Origin of the sequence: Streptomyces sp. GQFP (genome assembly GCF_021545335.1) — a bacterium.
GTDB lineage: Bacteria > Actinomycetota > Actinomycetes > Streptomycetales > Streptomycetaceae > Streptomyces.
In genome coordinates this window covers 3,013,306-3,029,099 of the sequence record NZ_CP089312.1, presented here as the reverse complement: position 1 = coordinate 3,029,099, position 15,794 = coordinate 3,013,306, and the positions used below count along the sequence as shown (strand labels likewise).

At 69.8% G+C, this 15,794-nt stretch carries 16 protein-coding genes; 12 read left to right on the top strand and 4 right to left on the bottom strand.

Translation table 11 applies throughout. The features are described 5' to 3' along the window. Positions 1-28: 28 nt before the first annotated feature. Both sigR and rsrA read left to right on the top strand, forming a co-directional pair. Positions 29-709, top strand: coding sequence for an RNA polymerase sigma factor SigR (gene sigR / locus LUX31_RS13130; RefSeq protein ID WP_235474960.1), 681 nt, complete (start codon positions 29-31; stop codon positions 707-709). Continuing rightward, positions 706-1,002 carry a mycothiol system anti-sigma-R factor gene (gene rsrA, locus LUX31_RS13125; protein WP_235474959.1) on the top strand — a complete coding sequence of 99 codons (297 nt, stop codon included), beginning with the start codon at positions 706-708 and terminating at the stop codon, positions 1,000-1,002. The genes sigR and rsrA overlap by 4 nt, the downstream gene beginning before the upstream one ends. A 60-nt stretch (positions 1,003-1,062) precedes the next feature. Here rsrA and LUX31_RS13120 read toward each other — a convergent pair whose 3' ends face one another. Then, positions 1,063-1,428 (bottom strand): hypothetical protein, encoded by a 366-nt coding sequence (locus LUX31_RS13120; RefSeq protein ID WP_235474958.1) that lies wholly within the window; start codon positions 1,426-1,428, stop codon positions 1,063-1,065. Positions 1,429-1,592: 164 nt separating this feature from the next. Between LUX31_RS13120 and LUX31_RS13115 the strand changes: the two genes are divergently transcribed. The 9 genes from LUX31_RS13115 (at position 1,593) to LUX31_RS13075 (ending at position 11,094) form a co-directional block, all read left to right on the top strand. Continuing rightward, the gene (locus LUX31_RS13115; RefSeq protein ID WP_235474957.1) at positions 1,593-1,958 is read left to right on the top strand and encodes a hypothetical protein; all 366 of its coding nucleotides are present in this window, start codon (positions 1,593-1,595) and stop codon (positions 1,956-1,958) included. Between the two features lie 43 nt (positions 1,959-2,001). Continuing rightward, positions 2,002-2,814, top strand: coding sequence for a hypothetical protein (locus LUX31_RS13110; RefSeq protein WP_235474956.1), 813 nt, complete (start codon positions 2,002-2,004; stop codon positions 2,812-2,814). Between the two features lie 362 nt (positions 2,815-3,176). Then, positions 3,177-3,587: a roadblock/LC7 domain-containing protein gene (locus LUX31_RS13105; RefSeq protein ID WP_235474955.1), complete on the top strand. Its 411-nt coding sequence runs from the start codon at positions 3,177-3,179 to the stop codon at positions 3,585-3,587. 180 nt (positions 3,588-3,767) lie between these two features. Beyond that, a complete protein-coding gene (locus LUX31_RS13100; RefSeq protein ID WP_235474954.1) occupies positions 3,768-5,198 on the top strand; it encodes an HD-GYP domain-containing protein in 1,431 nt (476 codons plus the stop codon). Beyond that, positions 5,195-6,421, top strand: a complete 1,227-nt coding sequence (locus tag LUX31_RS13095) for an HD-GYP domain-containing protein (protein ID WP_235474953.1) — start codon at positions 5,195-5,197, stop codon at positions 6,419-6,421. Before LUX31_RS13100 ends, LUX31_RS13095 begins: the two co-directional genes overlap by 4 nt. Before the next feature lie 157 nt (positions 6,422-6,578). Next, the gene (locus LUX31_RS13090; RefSeq protein ID WP_235474952.1) at positions 6,579-7,559 is read left to right on the top strand and encodes a tetratricopeptide repeat protein; all 981 of its coding nucleotides are present in this window, start codon (positions 6,579-6,581) and stop codon (positions 7,557-7,559) included. 138 nt (positions 7,560-7,697) lie between these two features. Then, positions 7,698-8,348, top strand: a complete 651-nt coding sequence (gene def, locus LUX31_RS13085; RefSeq protein ID WP_235474951.1) for a peptide deformylase — start codon at positions 7,698-7,700, stop codon at positions 8,346-8,348. Between the two features lie 302 nt (positions 8,349-8,650). Next, complete coding sequence (gene cyc1 / locus LUX31_RS13080) at positions 8,651-9,736, top strand: epi-isozizaene synthase (protein ID WP_328285727.1); 1,086 nt, start codon at positions 8,651-8,653, stop codon at positions 9,734-9,736. Continuing rightward, positions 9,733-11,094, top strand: a complete 1,362-nt coding sequence (locus LUX31_RS13075) for a bifunctional albaflavenone monooxygenase/terpene synthase (RefSeq protein WP_235474949.1) — start codon at positions 9,733-9,735, stop codon at positions 11,092-11,094. The genes cyc1 and LUX31_RS13075 overlap by 4 nt, the downstream gene beginning before the upstream one ends. Positions 11,095-11,124: 30 nt before the next feature. Here the strand turns inward: LUX31_RS13075 and LUX31_RS13070 are convergent, their stop codons facing one another. Continuing rightward, positions 11,125-12,087: a GlxA family transcriptional regulator gene (locus tag LUX31_RS13070; protein ID WP_235474948.1), complete on the bottom strand. Its 963-nt coding sequence runs from the start codon at positions 12,085-12,087 to the stop codon at positions 11,125-11,127. Positions 12,088-12,180: 93 nt separating this feature from the next. Between LUX31_RS13070 and LUX31_RS13065 the strand changes: the two genes are divergently transcribed. Further along, positions 12,181-12,381 (top strand): hypothetical protein, encoded by a 201-nt coding sequence (locus LUX31_RS13065; protein ID WP_235474947.1) that lies wholly within the window; start codon positions 12,181-12,183, stop codon positions 12,379-12,381. Positions 12,382-12,400: 19 nt separating this feature from the next. On the opposite strand, the gene LUX31_RS13060 is transcribed toward LUX31_RS13065, so the two are convergent. Further along, positions 12,401-13,414, bottom strand: coding sequence for a ribonucleotide-diphosphate reductase subunit beta (locus LUX31_RS13060; RefSeq protein WP_235474946.1), 1,014 nt, complete (start codon positions 13,412-13,414; stop codon positions 12,401-12,403). Further along, positions 13,414-15,786: a ribonucleoside-diphosphate reductase subunit alpha gene (locus LUX31_RS13055; RefSeq protein WP_235474945.1), complete on the bottom strand. Its 2,373-nt coding sequence runs from the start codon at positions 15,784-15,786 to the stop codon at positions 13,414-13,416. Before LUX31_RS13055 ends, LUX31_RS13060 begins: the two co-directional genes overlap by 1 nt. Between the last annotated feature and the right edge of the window lie 8 nt (positions 15,787-15,794).

Below are 15,794 nucleotides of genomic sequence, written 5' to 3'. Positions count from 1 at the left end.
TTTCGGTCTCGCAACGTCACTGGAGGAGGTGGGTCCGGTCACTGGGACCGACGCAGGGACCGAACACGGCCAGGCGGAGCAGCCCGAGGGCCCGGGCAGGAGTGAGTCGACCGCGGAGCGCAGCGCGCGCTTCGAGCGGGACGCGCTCGAATTCCTCGACCAGATGTACTCGGCCGCGCTGCGCATGACGCGCAACCCGGCCGACGCCGAGGACCTGGTGCAGGAGACGTACGCGAAGGCGTACGCGTCCTTCCACCAGTTCCGTGAGGGCACCAACCTCAAGGCGTGGCTGTACCGCATCCTCACGAACACGTTCATCAACTCGTACCGCAAGAAGCAGCGCGAGCCCCAGCGCAGTGCCGCCGAGGAGATCGAGGACTGGCAGCTCGCGCGTGCCGAGTCGCACATGTCGACCGGTCTGCGCTCCGCCGAGTCGCAGGCGCTCGACCACCTGCCCGACTCGGACGTCAAGTCGGCGCTGCAGGCGATCCCCGAGGAATTCCGGATCGCCGTGTATCTCGCGGACGTAGAGGGCTTTGCGTACAAGGAGATCGCGGACATCATGGGGACACCCATCGGTACGGTGATGTCCCGGCTGCACCGAGGCCGTCGCCAACTGCGCGGCATGCTCGAGGACTACGCGCGTGACCGCGGGCTGGTCCCGGCCGGTGCCGGAGAGTCGAACGAAGCGAAAGGCTCGGGCTCATGAGCTGCGGAGAAGAGCCGCACGAGACGGACTGCAGTGAAGTACTCGATCATCTCTACGAGTTCCTCGACCGGGAGATGCCGGACTCGGACTGCACCAAGTTCGAGGTGCACTTCGAGGAGTGCTCTCCGTGTCTGGAGAAGTACGGGCTCGAACAGGCCGTGAAGAAGCTCGTCAAGCGCTGCTGCGGGCAGGACGACGTGCCGACCGACCTGCGGGCCAAGGTCATGGGGCGGATCGACATGATCCGCTCCGGTCAGGCCGTGCCCGAGCACGACGTGGCCGCGGAGGGCTGACCACCACACGCCGTCGGCCCCGCGATGCGGGGCCGATCGCCGCTTTCCCCGGCCTGGACCTCAGACGTCCAGGCCGTTCTCGATCCGCTTCAGGCTGTGCCGGGCCAGCGCCAGGTTGCTGCGCGACCGGTCGAGCGCGACGTACAGGAAGAGCGCGCCCTTGCTGCTGGCCAGCGGGCGGATCAGGTGGTACTGCCTGCCCAGCGTGATCAGGATGTCCTCGATGGTGTCGTCCATGTCCAGCGAGGCCAGCGTGCGCATCTTCGACCGTACGACCTCGGTGTTGCCCGCTGCCGCCAGTTCCAGGTCGAGGCCCGGGCCGCCGCCGAGGGTGCCGAGCGACATCCCGCTGTCGTAGTCGACGAGCGCCACTCCGAGCGCCCCGTCGACGGCCATGACTTCCTTGAGCGCTGTCTCGATGTTCATTCTTGGTGCCCCAATTCCTCAGTGACGCTGACCGGTCGCTGTCCGTGCAACTACGATCGAACTCCAGCGACTCTCGGGTCGTAAAACATCAACTTTGGTGTGTGTTACGAAAGTTGTCGTTCAAAGTACTGTGCAACGGTCGTACGTGAAGGGGGAATGGCGAAATGGCGACGGCAGTTGAGGCTTCGCTGGCCCGGTTCCTCGACTCCCCCGGCGTCACCGGTGTCGCCCTCGTCGACGCCGTCACCGGCCTCACCTACGGAGTGGCGGGAGACGTCGCCGAGGCCGGCGACGGTCAGGAGAGTTCCGAGTTCGCCTCCCTCGTCGCCGACCGGCTGGGCCGGGCGGGTGCCGAGGGCGAGCTGGAGAGCGTCGTCACCACCAGCGTGCGCCGCCATCAGGTCCTGCTCGCGGTGGGCCGCCCGGCCGGCGACCCGCTGCTGCTGACGGCCGGACTCGACCGCGAGCGGGCCAACCTCGCCCTCGCCTCGCGCAGTATGGGCGACCTGGCCGGCGAGGTGCTGGCATGACCGGCATCGTCGGTGTGGCCGGCCCGAGAGCGCGGGTGAGCGCATGAACGCGTCCGCCGCGCGCAACCTGCCCGCGCTGCTCCTGGGGCTGCGCGATGAGGAGTTCAGCGGCACCGTACGGGTCGCGGGCACGCCTGGTGGCACGATTCACCTACGAGCCGGTCTGGTGGGCGCGGTGGAGACACCGGGCGCGCCGACCGCCACCTCGGCCCTGCTGACCTCCGGCCGGATCGACGACGAGGCCTGGCTCGCCGCGTGCGCCGCACAGCCCGACCCCGACCTGCTCGGTGAACGTCTGGTGGCCGACAGGCTGGTGGGCGCCGCCGAACTCGAAGTCATCTGCACGGCCGCCGTGTTCGACGCGGCCTTCGCCATGTCGCTGGGCGCGCCGGGCAGTTGGGAGCTGAGCGACCCGGAGCCGGCCCTCCGTGTCCGACCCGGCGTGGAACCACGGCAGTTGAGCGACGAGACCACGCGGCGCATCGCGCTGCTCAGCCGGCTGTGGGGACCCCCGGGCGAACTCGCCCGCGCACGCCCCACACCCGGCACAGGGGTTGTGGAGGGGCCGCTGTCCCGTCGGCACGAGGACGTTCTGAACCAGGTCAACGGGCGCCGTACGGCCCGGGACATCGCCTTCGCGCTGGGGCGCGGACTGTACGCCGTGATGCTGGACCTGATCCGCATGGAGACGCTCGGGCTCCTCCGATGGGGGACCCCGACCGCACCCGGTGGCCGGCCCAGCACCGCGCCACGTGTCGCCCCCGGCCGTACGACGGCCGCCGGCCCGCCGCCGGTGCCGTCGAGAACCGAGCCGCTGCCGAGGCGTACGCCCAGGGGCGGAGAGAAAGGGGGGTAGTGAGTGCGGACGACGGACGAGACGACGGACGAGACACCGAAATCGCTGCCGGAACCAACGGCGAAAGCAACGGCGAAAGCAACGGGGAGGCCGGGAAAACCCCGAAAACCGGGGAGACCAACGGGGGAACAGCTGGCGAAACCGCCGACGAAGGCGCGGCGACCCAGAACGATCAGGGTGTGAGCACACCCCCTCCGCTCGTACGGAGGCCGCTTCCCGTGCGGCCTCCCGCGAACCCCGCCCTACTGGGCCCCACGGCCGAAGAGCTGGCCGCCGACCAACCCTCTGTCGAGACGCTGCGGCGGGTCCGCCATGCGTTGCGCGCTCTTCCGGAGCCCGACTGACCGCAAGGAGTACGTCCCATGGGCCCCCTGAGCGAAGAAAACCCGCAGCCCTCCCAGTCCGCCCAGCTGACCGGCATCCTGACCTCGTTGCGGGACCGGGTGATGGGAGTCTCCGAGAGCGTTCTGTCCACGGTGGACGGCCTTCTCGTCGTCGCCGACACGGACTCCGCGCACCCCGAGTCGATCGCCGCGCTCGCCGCCGCCACGCTCGGAGTGAGCAGCCGTATCGCCGAGCAGGCGAACGTCGGCGTACTCCGCGAGGTGGTCGCCCGGTGCGGCGCCGGGCATGTCATCGTGCTGGCCGTCGGTGAACGCGCCCTGCTGACCGTCATGGGCGACGCCGGGCTGGACATCGCCGCGTTCCAGCGTGAATCCCCGGCCACGGTCGAGGAGTTGACCAAGGTGCTGGCCGCGGATGTGGCGTACTGACACGGACGCGCACGGTTCCCTCTAACGGGCTAATCTGCGGCTCCTGAGGCCTGGGATTCGCCCAATGCCTCCGTACGGCCGCCGCCGGCCGCCCTATCCTCCATGTCCCGGAGCCTGAACAGGCTTGTGCCGAACGCCAGCCCGGCCGGCCCCGGTCCGGGACACGGGGGAGGGAGCGCCATGCGGTCGATCACACCGTGGGCGCGTGTCTACGTCATCGCGGTCGCCCTGGGTGCCGTCCTCTGCGCGGCGCCCGTCCGGTCCGCGCACGCCCCCTGGGGCGCCGTGGCGCTGTTCGCCGCACTGTGCGCCGCGTGCGAGCAGCTCGCGGTCGGCCGGTTCGGCGGGGGCCACGGGTACGAGAGCCCGGGCGCTGCCGGTTCCGGCGGCGCCGGTCCGCCCCGGTGGCACACGCCCGTCCTGCTCGCCGGCGCCTTCCTGCTGCCGCCCGCCGCGGCCGCGCTCGTGCCGCTGCCGGGCGCGCTGCTCGTCCGGGGCTCCGAACGCACACCGTGGCCGCGCCGGCTCTGGCGGGCCGGGCAGCTCGGGATCGGCACCTGGACGGCCTCGCGGGTGCACTGGTCGCTCGGCGGCCCTGACGCGGTCGACTCCGCCGGGTTCCCGTACGCCCTGTTCGGCGCCGGGGTGGCCGTGGTCGCGTTCTGCCTGGTCCTGGCCCTGCTCGACGGAGGCATCCTGGCACTCGCCGAACGGGTGCCGGTGCGGCTGGCCTGGCGGGGACTGTTCGTACGGTCCCTGGTGCCGGTCGGGGTGCACGGGCTCGCCGGGCTGATGATGGCCGTCCTGTGGCGCGGCCCGTACGGACCCGTCGCCGCGCTGCTCGTGCTGCTGCCGATGTGGGTGTCGTGGTGGGTGTTCGCCCAGTACCACCGGGAGCGGGCGGCACACCAGGCGACGATCCGGGCGCTCGTGCAGGCCGTCGACATCAAGGACGGCTACACGCGCGGGCACAGCGAGCGGGTCGGACAGGCGTCGATGCTGATCGCGCGGGAACTGGGCATGGACGACGAGCGGGTCGAAGTCCTGCGGTTCGCCGGAATCCTGCACGACGTGGGCAAGCTGGGCGTTCCCACGCGGCTCCTGCGGAAGGACGGGCCGCTCACCCCGGAGGAGCGCCGGGTGATCGAGCTGCACCCGGAGTACGGGCACGAGATCGTCCGGGGGATCGGCTTCCTCGGGGAGGCCCGGTCGGCGATCCTGCACCATCACGAGCGGCTGGACGGGAGCGGATATCCGTACGGGCTCGTCGGGAGCCAGATCCCGGAGTTCGCGCGGGTCGTGGCCGTCGCGGACGCGTTCGACGCGATGACGTCGACACGGTCGTACAGCAGGGCGCGGCCCGTGCCGGTGGCCCTGGCGGAGCTGGAGCGGTGTGCGGGGACGCAGTTCGACCCGGTGATGGTCCGGGCGTTGGTGCGGGGGCTGGAGCGCGGGGGTGGGTGGCATCCGGCGGTCACAGCCGACTCAGTGCCGTCCCGTTGTGATTATCCGCCTACTCCTTCTGTCTCCGGTCCTTCTGTCTCCGGTCGGGCTCCCGCGCACCCCGACGGTGTTCCCGGGCAGGTCGGCAGCAAGGGCGGGGTGAGATGAGGACCCTTGTTCACGTCACCGCCGGTCTCCTCACCGTCCTCTCCCTCGCCCATACCCTCTGGTCCGGCCTCGACGAGCGTGCCGTCGCGCTCTGCTTCGGGCTGCTCGTGGTCCTCGGGGAGCTGACCCGGTGGAGCGGGCCCGAGTCGCGGGAGGTGGCGCCGCTCGCCGCCGCCGGGGCGTTGTCGTACGCGCTGCTCGGGGAGGACGCCGGGCGGGCCACGCACCACGGCGCCCTCCAGGTCGTCGCTGTCGTCTTCGCGGCCACCCTCGTCGGCTGCGTGCCGCACGTCGCACACGGGCAGGGACCGACCGCCGACCACCTCGCCCGGCGCGTCCTCACCGCCGGATTCGCCGCCGTCTGCTTCCAACCCCTCTACAACCAGGGCGTGTTCGAGGCCTGGGGCGGCCCCGCCTACGTCCTGCTGCTCGTCGCGCTGCTCGGGCTCACCGCGCTGTGCGACGCCGTACTCGCCGCCGCGCTGGCCCACTCGCGCACCGGCTGGCCCTTCGGTCCGCTGCTGCGGGACGAGCTGCGGGCCACGCTGGGCATCGGGACCGCCGTGTGCGCGACCGGGGTCGTCATGGCGCTGGCCGTCGCCGTCGTCGGGCTCTGGGCGCTGCCCGTCTTCTCGCTGCCGTTGCTCCTCACCCAGCTCTCCTTCCGGCGGTACGCGGCAGTGCGGGCCACCTATCGGCAGACCATCGCCTCCCTGGCCCGCGCCACCGAGATCGCCGGGTACACCCCGGCCGGGCACGCCCGGCGGGTCGCGGTGCTGAGCACGGCGGTGGGGCGGGAGCTGGGGCTGTCCGAGCCGGAGCTGACCGTGCTGGAGTACGCGGCCCTGATGCACGACATCGGTCAGCTCAGCCTCGTCGACCCGGTACCGGCCGGGGCCACGGCCGTACTCCCGGTGGAGGAACAGCGCCGGATCGCGCTGCTCGGCGGGGCCGTCGTACGGCAGACGGGGGTGGCCGCCGCGGTCGCCGTGGTCGTGGAGCGGCAGGCCGATCCGTACCGGGAGCAGCCGGTCTCCGCGCGGATCGTGCGGGCCGTCAACGCATACGAGGAGAAAGTCCGGGAAGCCGGAGCGGACGGGCCGCTGCGGGCTCTCGAAGAGCTGCGGCTGGGGACCGGCCGGGACTACCAGCCCGAGGTCGTGGAATCACTCGCCCGGGTGCTCGCCAGAAATGGCGGCGCCGTCCGCGAGCGCATCGGCTGAAGGTGGTGGTGGGAGAGGGGTGGACGGTCTTACGCTGCCCTCGGTTGGGTAACCCATGGGTAATGAGCGCCCCTCCAGCGGTCCGTGGTTGGATGCGAGGGAGAGGCTGTACGGGGGCAGAAGCCGGCCCACTCCACGGCACTGGCAGGCGGGAATCGTGAGGATCTTCGGCAAGGGACGGCACCGGCCCTCCGCCTCATGGCGGCAGGCCACCGACCGCGCGTTCACGCTGATCGGCGACGGGCGGTACGAGGACGCGGGGGCGCTGCTGACACGTGCCGCCGATCTTGAACCGTGGCTGTCCGAGTCGTGGTTCAACCTCGCTCTGCTGCACAAGTTCCGGCACGACTGGGAGCAGGCGCGGGCGGCCGGTCTGCGCGCCGTCGCGCTGCTCGACCGGGAGACCGGGGCCCCCGATTGGTGGAACGTGGGCATCGCCGCCACCGCCCTCCAGGACTGGCCGCTGGCCCGGCGGGCCTGGCAGGCGTACGGGCTGCGGGTGCCCGGGGGCGTCACGGCCGCCGGTGAGCCCGTCGGCATGGACCTGGGCAGTGCGGCCGTACGGCTGTCGCCCGAGGGCGAGGCCGAGGTCGTGTGGGGGCGGCGGCTGGATCCCGCCCGGATCGAGGTGCTGTCGATCCCGCTGCCGTCCTCCGGGCGGCGCTGGGGTGAGGTCGTGCTGCACGACGGGGTGCCGCACGGTGAGCGGACCACGGCGGCCGGGCACTCCTACCCCGTCTTCGACGAGATCGAGCTGTGGGCGCCCTCGCCGGTGCCGACGTGGGTGGTTCTGCTGGAGGCTGCGGCCGAGGAGGACCGGGACGCGTTGGAGAGGCTGGCGTCCGACGCGGGGTTCGCCGCCGAGGACTGGTCGTCGTCCGTTCGGTTGTTGTGCCGGATGTGCTCGGAGTCGCGGATGCCGTCCGATGAGGGTGACGGTGACCATCTTGATCCGCACGATCACAGTGAGCCCGGTCATCCTGGGCCGTTGGGGCATCGTACGGATGGGCAGTTCTGGGCGCCTGAGCGGGAATGTGGCATCGCTGCCCCGGCCTCGTTGGTGAAGGGGCTGCTGGACGGGTGGGTTGCTGACAGCCCGGAGACTCGTGACTGGCGGGATCTCGAAGAGGTTTGTTAGGTCCGTTGCTGGCTGCGGGCCCGGTGGGGGCTTGTCGCGCAGTTCCCCGCGCCCCTAAGGGGCGCCCCTGCGGGGCGGCCCCTGCCCGTACCCTGTATCCGCAACTCTCCCCCTGTTTTGAGGAAGGCATCGTCGGTCATGGCGCAGCAGGACACCGATCAGCAGCACGCGGGCGTGCTCCCCGTGGACGACGAGGGATTTGTCGTGGACACCGAGGACGGGGAGGAGCGCGAGGCCGCCTGGCGGGAGCGTGGGACCTCGCGGCCCATCACGGTCGTCGGCAACCCGGTGCTGCACAAGGAGTGCCAGGACGTCACCGAGTTCGACGCGGAGCTCGAGCAGCTGGTCGCGGACATGTTCGCCAGCCAGCGCACCGCCGAGGGCGTGGGCCTGGCCGCCAACCAGATCGGTGTCGATCTGAAGGTCTTCATCTACGACTGCCCCGATGACGAGGGTCAGCGGCACACCGGGGTCATCTGCAACCCCAGGCTCGTCGAGCTGCCCGCCGACCGGCGCCGGCTGGACGACAGCAACGAGGGCTGCCTCTCCGTGCCGACCGCGTACGCGCCGCTCGCCCGGCCCGACTACGCCGAGGTGACCGGGCAGGACGAGAAGGGCAACCCGATCAAGGTGCGCGGCACCGGCTACTTCGCACGCTGTTTGCAGCACGAGACCGATCACCTCTACGGGTACCTGTACATCGACCGGCTCTCCAAGCGTGAGCGCAAGGACGCCCTGCGCCAGATGGCGGAGAACGAGCCCCGCTACCCCGTGGTCGCGAACGGCTGACAACCTCTGAGGCACACGCGCACTCACCCGCACACGAACGGCCCCTGACCAGGGGCCGTTCGTGTTTCGGTCGCGTGTCCGTCGCACGTTCGATCGAAAGTCGGACTCAAGTGTGCTTCTAGTGATCCAGAATCAGTCAGACCAGAGGCGAATCTCGGCAGCTTGGGGTAGTGAAGGAAGCAAATCCGTTCCCAGAACGGTCAGTTGTGGTGCTGAATGGGAAGTGCGGGGATACGCAACGGCGCACGCCCGGCACAGCGGGAGGGGTGTTGCGCCAACTGGCGGCTGAGAGGGGTTTGTTCGTGCCTGCTTTCCCACACAGCACCTCACCGGCGACAACAGCGGTAGCGATCCCACCATCACTGGCCTTACCGGTGATCGAGACGGCGTTTCCCCGGCAACTGCATCCGTATTGGCCCCGACTTCAGGAGAACACCAGGGGGTGGCTGCTGGAAAAACGCCTCATGCCGGCGGACAAGGTCGCAGAATATGCCGACGGCCTTTGCTATACCGACCTCATGGCCGGGTACTACCTCGGCGCCCCGGACGACGTACTCCAGGCGATAGCGGACTTCAGTGCCTGGTTCTTCGTCTGGGACGACCGCCACGACCGTGACATCGTGCACGGCCGGCCCGCCGCCTGGCGGAAACTCAGGAGCCGTCTCCATGCCGCGCTGGACGCCCCCGGGCTGTATCTGTACCACCGGGATCCGCTGGTCGCGGGGTTCGCGGACAGTGTGCTGCGCCTGTTCTCGTTCCTGGGGAGGAAGTGGAACGCACGCTTCGCGCGGCATTTTCACGCGGTGATCGACGCGTACGACCGAGAGTTCCGTAACCGTACAAGCGGAACCGTGCCGAAAGTCGAGGAATATCTCGAACTGCGGCGGCTCACCTTCGCGCACTGGATCTGGACCGACCTCCTGGAACCGAGCGCGAGCTGTGAACTCCCCACGGTGGTGCGGAAACAGCCCGCATTCCATCGGGCGGCGCTGCTGAGCCAAGAGTTCGCCGCCTGGTACAACGACCTCTGCTCGCTCCCGAAGGAAATCGCGGGCGACGAGGTCCACAATCTCGGAATCAGTCTCATCCGGCATGAGGGGCTGACTCTCGAAGAGGCCATCGCGGAAGTCAGGGGACGGGTCGAGGAATCCATTCTGGATTTCCTCGCGGCGGAACAGGAAGCACGTCGGTTCGCCGAATCGCTCGACGACGGCAGCACCCGGGGAAAGGAAATGAGCAGCGCCGTGAACGCCTGTCTCGACAACATGCGGAACTGGTTCAGTTCCGTCTACTGGTTCCACCACGAGTCCGGCCGCTACATGGTCGACAACTGGGACGACCGCTCCACACCCCCGTACGTCAACAACGAAGCGGCAGGTGAGAAATGACCGTCGAATCCGTACGGCCCGCGTCTCCTCCCATGAGCGAACCGCCCCTCGCGGGCGGCGGTGTCCCGCTCCTCGGCCATGGCTGGCAGCTGGTCCGCGACCCGCTCGGTTACTTCGCCCGGCTCCGCGACCACGGCGACGTCGTACGGCTGAAGCTCGGCCCCAAGACGGTGTACGCGGCCACCTCGCCGGAACTGGTCGGGGAACTCGCGCTCAACCCGGCCTACATCATCGGCGGCCCGCTGTGGGAGTCCCTGGAAGAGCTGCTCGGCAAGGAGGGCGTGGCCACCGCCAACGGGCCCACCCACCGGCGCCAACGGCGCACCATCCAGCCCGCGTTCCGGCTGGACGTCCTGCCCGAGTACGGGCCGATCCTGGAGGAGGAGGCACACGCGTTCGCCCGGCGTCTGCGGCCCGGCGAGGTCGTCGACTGCACCGCGGAGTCGTTCCGGGTCGCCGTGCGCATCGCGGCCCGCTGTCTGCTGCGCGGCGACTACATGGACGAGCGGGCCGACCGGCTGTGCGCCGCGCTCGCCACGGTGTTCCTGGGGATGTACCGGCGCATGGTGATCCCCGCGGGACCGCTCTACCGGCTCCCGCTGCCGGGCAACCGCAAATTCAACCGGGCCCTGGCCGATATGCATCTCGTCGTCGACGAGATCGTGGCCGAGCGCCGGGCATCCGGTCAAAATCCGGACGATTTGCTGACGGCGTTGCTGTCGGCCAAGGACGAGAATGGCGACCCCATAGGCGAACAGGAGATCCACGATCAGGTCGTCGCCATTGTCACCCCGGGCGCCGAAACCGTCGCCTCCACGATCATGTCGCTGCTCCAGGTCCTCGCCGAACAGCCGATACACGCCGACAAGGTGGCCAAGGAGGCCGAATCGGTCGGGGGCGACCGCGCGGTCGCATTCGCGGACGTCCGCAAGCTGACGCACACGAACAATGTCCTCGTCGAGACGATGCGTTTGCAGCCGCCCGTATGGATATTGACCCGGCGGGCGGTGGCCGAGACCGAGCTGGGCGGCTATCGGATTCCGGCCGGTGCCGATCTCGTGTACAGCCCGTACGCGATCCAGCGCGATCCGCGTTCGTACGAGCGGAACACCGAGTTCGACCCCGACCGCTGGCTTCCGGAACGCACCAGGAGCCTGCCCAAGTACGCGATGACCCCGTTCGGCGTGGGCAACCGCAAGTGTCCGAGCGACCACTTCTCGATGGCCATGCTCACCATTCTCACGGCTGAGCTGGCGAGGAAGTGGCGCCTCGAACGGGTGCCCGGCTCACGCGACGCGGTCCGCGTGGGCATCACCCTGCACCCGGACCGGCTGCTGCTGCGGGCGATACCCCGCTGAAGGCACCCGGGCAAGGCGACAGGCGTGCGTTCAGGCGGCCTCCGGGCCCTTGAACGTACGCCGGTACGCCTGCGGGGTGGTCCCCAGCGACCGTACGAACTGGTGGCGCAGCGCCGCCGCGGTGCCGAAACCGGTGCGCCAGGCGATCGCGTCCATCGTCTCGTCCGTCGCCTCCAGCAACTGCTGGGCCAGCAGCACGCGTTGCCGCAGGATCCAGCGGTAGGGCGTGGTGCCGGTCTCCTGCTGGAAGCGGCGGGCGAAGGTGCGCGGCGACATGTGGGCGCGCTCGGCGAGCTGCTCGACGGTCACCTCCTCGTCGAGATGGCGCTCCATCCAGACCAGCACCGACCCCACGGTGTCGCACCGCGACCGGGGCAGGGGCCGCTCGATGTACTGGGCCTGCCCGCCGTCCCGGTGGGGCGGTACGACCATCCGGCGGGCGATGGAGTTGGCGACCTCGGGCCCGTGCTCCTCACGCACGATGTGCAGACAGGCGTCGATCCCGGCGGCCGTCCCGGCGGAGGTGATCACCGGCCCCGCGTCGACGTACAGCACGTCCGGCTCGACCTCGACCAGCGGATAGCGCCGGGCCAGCTCCTCGGCGTGCCGCCAGTGCACCGCGCACCGCCGGCCGTCCAGCAGACCCGCGGCGGCGAGCACGAAGACCCCGGAGCAGACGCTGAGCACCCGGGCCCCGCGCTCCACGGCCCGCCGCAGCGCGTCGAGCAGCTCCGGCGGGTACTCCCGGGCGGCGTAGGTCTGCCCGGCCGGTACGGCGATCAGGCCGGCGCTCTCCAGCCGCTCAAGCCCGTGTTCCAGCTGCACCGAGAAACCGGCATGGGTGCTCAGTGTCGGTCCCTCGGCCGAGGCGACCGCGAAGTCGTACACCGGCAGGCCCTCGTCGCTGCGGTCGAGGCCGAAGACCTCGCAGACGACACCGAGTTCGAAGGGATGCACTCCGTCGAGCAGCACGACGGCCACGTTTTCCAGCATGCTGCCAGTGTGCCTCGGTATTGGCAGGAAATCGAGGATGTGCGGCAGTCCTGCCACTGACGGTCAGGAGTATTCGGCGCGAGACTGATGTCCATGAACACAGCAACGGACAACATCGTCGGAATACTCGTCGTCGTCGCGGTCTTCGTGGCCCTCGCCCTCCCGTCCCTGATCGGCCTCGCGCACGACCGGCGTATCGACCGTCAGCTCCGGAAGGCCCAGCGCGACCGGCAGGCTCAGGACGCCTCGGCCCGCCGGGCCATCACCGCCCAGGACGTCGCCCGGGCGGCGTGACCCCAGCCGGGAGTCGGTGTCAGAACTCGTCGTCGAACGACACCGAGCCCTCCACCGCCACCTGGTACGCCGACGGGCGGCGCTCGAAGAAGTTGGTCAGCTCCTGGACCCCTTGCAGCTCCATGAAGGAGAAGGGGTTCTCGGAGCCGTACACCGGGGCGAAGCCCAGCCGGGCCAGGCGCTGGTCGGCGACGCACTCCAGGTACTGGCGCATGGACTCGGTGTTCATGCCCGGCAGGCCCTCGCCGCACAGGTCGCGGCCGAACTGCAGTTCCGCCTCGACCGCCTCGCGGATCATGTCGGTGACCTGCTGCTGGAGTTGGTCGTCGAACAGCTCCGGCTCCTCCTTGCGGACGGTGTCGACCACCTCGAACGCGAAGCTCATGTGCATGGTCTCGTCGCGGAACACCCAGTTGGTGCCGGTGGCCAGGCCGTGCAGCAGACCCCGGCTGCGGAACCAGTAGACGTACGCGAAGGCCCCGTAGAAGAACAGGCCTTCGATGCACGCGGCGAAGCAGATCAGGTTGAGGAGGAAGCGGCGGCGGTCGGCCTGGGTCTGCAGGCTCTCCAGTTTCTCGACCTCGTTGATCCACTTGAAGCAGAACTCGGCCTTCTCGCGGATGGACGGGATGTTCTCCACCGCGTCGAAGGCGGCCGCCCTGTCCTCCGGGTCGGGGAGATAGGTGTCGAGCAGCGTCAGATAGAACTGGACGTGCACGGCCTCCTCGAACAGCTGGCGCGACAGATACAGGCGCGCTTCCGGCGAGTTGATGTGCTTGTACAGCGTCAGCACGAGGTTGTTCGCCACGATCGAGTCGCCCGTCGCGAAGAACGCGACCAGCCGGCCGATCATGTGCTGCTCGCCCTCGGACAGCTTGGCCAGGTCGGCGACGTCCGAGTGGAGGTCGACCTCCTCGACGGTCCAGGTGTTCTTGATCGCGTCCCGGTAGCGCTCGTAGAAGTCCGGGTAGCGCATGGGGCGCAGGGTGAGCTCGAAGCCCGGGTCGAGAAGGTTCTTGGCTTCGGTGGTCATTACTGGCAGGCCTCGCAGGACTCGGGGTTCTCAAGGGAGCAGGCGACGGCGTCTTCGTCAGCCGTGGCCTGCACGGGGATCGGGGCCTGCGCCTGTGCGGCGCGGGCGATACGGGTCGCCGGGCGCGAGCGCAGGTAGTACGTCGTCTTCAGGCCCGACTTCCAGGCGTACGCGTACATCGAGGAGAGCTTGCCGATGGTCGGCGTCTCCAGGAACAGGTTCAGGGACTGGGCCTGGTCCAGGAACGGGGTCCGGGCGGCGGCCATGTCGATGAGCCCGCGCTGCGGGATCTCCCACGCCGTGCGGTACAGGGCCCGTACGTCGGCCGGGATCCAGGCGAACTCCTGCACCGAGCCGTTCGACTCGCGCAGCGCCTCACGGGTACGGGCGTCCCAGACGCCGAGGTCCTTCAGCTCCTGCACCAGGTAGGAGTTGACCTGGAGGAACTCGCCGGACAGCGTCTCGCGCTTGAACAGGTTGGACACCTGCGGCTCGATGCACTCGTACACACCGGCGATCGAGGCGATGGTGGCGGTGGGCGCGATGGCGAGGAGCAGGGAGTTGCGCATCCCGGTCGTGGCGATACGTTCCCGCAGCGCCGCCCAGCGCTCGGGCCAGTTCAGCTCGACGTTGTAGTGGTCGGGGTGCAGCACACCACGGGCCGTACGGGTCTTCTCCCAGGCCGGCAGCGGGCCGTTGCGCTCGGCGAGGGCGGCGGAGGCCTCGTACGCGGCGAGCATGACGCGCTCGGCGATCCGCGTGGAGAGGGCCTTGGCCTCGGGCGAGTCGAAGGGGACGCGCAGCTTGAAGAAGACGTCCTGGAGGCCCATCGCGCCCAGGCCGACCGGGCGCCAGCGGGCGTTGGAGCGGCCCGCCTGCTCGGTCGGGTAGAAGTTGATGTCGACGACCCGGTCGAGGAAGGTGACGGCGGTACGGACGGTCTCGTCCAGCCGCTCCCAGTCGATGTCACCGGCCGCCGTATCGACGAACGCGCCGAGGTTGACCGAGCCCAGGTTGCAGACCGCCGTCTCCCCGTCGTCCGTGACCTCCAGGATCTCGGTGCACAGGTTCGAGGAGTGGACGACGCTGCCCGGCTCGGCGGTCTGGTTGGCGGTGCGGTTGGCCGCGTCCTTGAAGGTCATCCAGCCGTTGCCGGTCTGCGCGAGGGTACGCATCATCCGGCCGTACAGATCGCGGGCCGGGATGGTCTTGCGGGCGAGCCCGGCGTCCTCGGCCTTGCGGTAGGCGGCGTCGAACTCGTCGCCCCACAGGTCGACCAGTTCGGGCACGTCGGCGGGGGAGAACAGCGACCAGAGCGCGTCCGTGTTCACCCGGCGCATGAACTCGTCGGGGATCCAGTGCGCGAGGTTCAGGTTGTGCGTACGGCGGGCGTCCTCACCCGTGTTGTCGCGCAGCTCCAGGAACTCCTCGATGTCGGAGTGCCAGGTCTCCAGGTAGACCGCGGCGGCACCCTTGCGCCGGCCGCCCTGGTTCACGGCGGCGACGGAGGCGTCCAGCGTCTTCAGGAACGGCACGATGCCGTTGGAGTGCCCGTTGGTGCCCCGGATGAGGGACCCGCGCGAGCGAATCCGGCTGTACGACAGCCCGATGCCACCGGCGTGCTTGGAGAGGCGGGCGACCTGGTGGTAGCGGTCGTAGATGGAGTCCAGCTCGTCGACGGGGGAGTCGAGGAGGTAGCAGGACGACATCTGGGGGTGCCGGGTACCGGAGTTGAAGAGGGTGGGGGAGGAGGGGAGGTAGTCGAGGCGGCTCATCAGCCGGTAGAGCGAGGCGACTTCGTCGAACGCGTGAACGGTGTCATCCTCGGCGAGCCCGCTAGCCACCCGCAGCATGAAGTGCTGGGGAGTCTCGATGACCCGGCGCGTGATCGGGTGGCGCAGGAGGTACCGGCTGTGGAGGGTCCGCAGCCCGAAGTACCCGAACCGATCGTCCCCGTCGACGTCGATCAGGGTGTTCAGCCGGTCCGCGTGCAGCCGTACGAACTCGGCGGTGCGGTCGGCGATCAGGCCCTCCCGGTGCCCGACCGCGACCGACTCCGAGAAGGTCGTGACGCCTTGCGAGGCGGCCTCGGCGGCGATGCTGACGGTCAGCAGCCTGGCGGCGAGGCGGGAGTAGGCGGGGTCCTCCGAGATGAGGCCGGCCGCCGCCTCGGTGGCCAGCTCGCGCAGCTCCGACTCGTCGGCCCGCGAGGACCGGCCGCGCAACGCGGCGGCGGCGACCCGGCCGGGGTCGGCGTCGGGGAGGTCGGCGGTCAGCTCGGTCAGGGTCCGCAGCAGCGCGGCTCCGGGACCATCCGTCTCGACTCGGGCCACTGGGGTCGCTGAAGCCGGTTCGGCTGGCGCGATGGTCACGTGGGGGC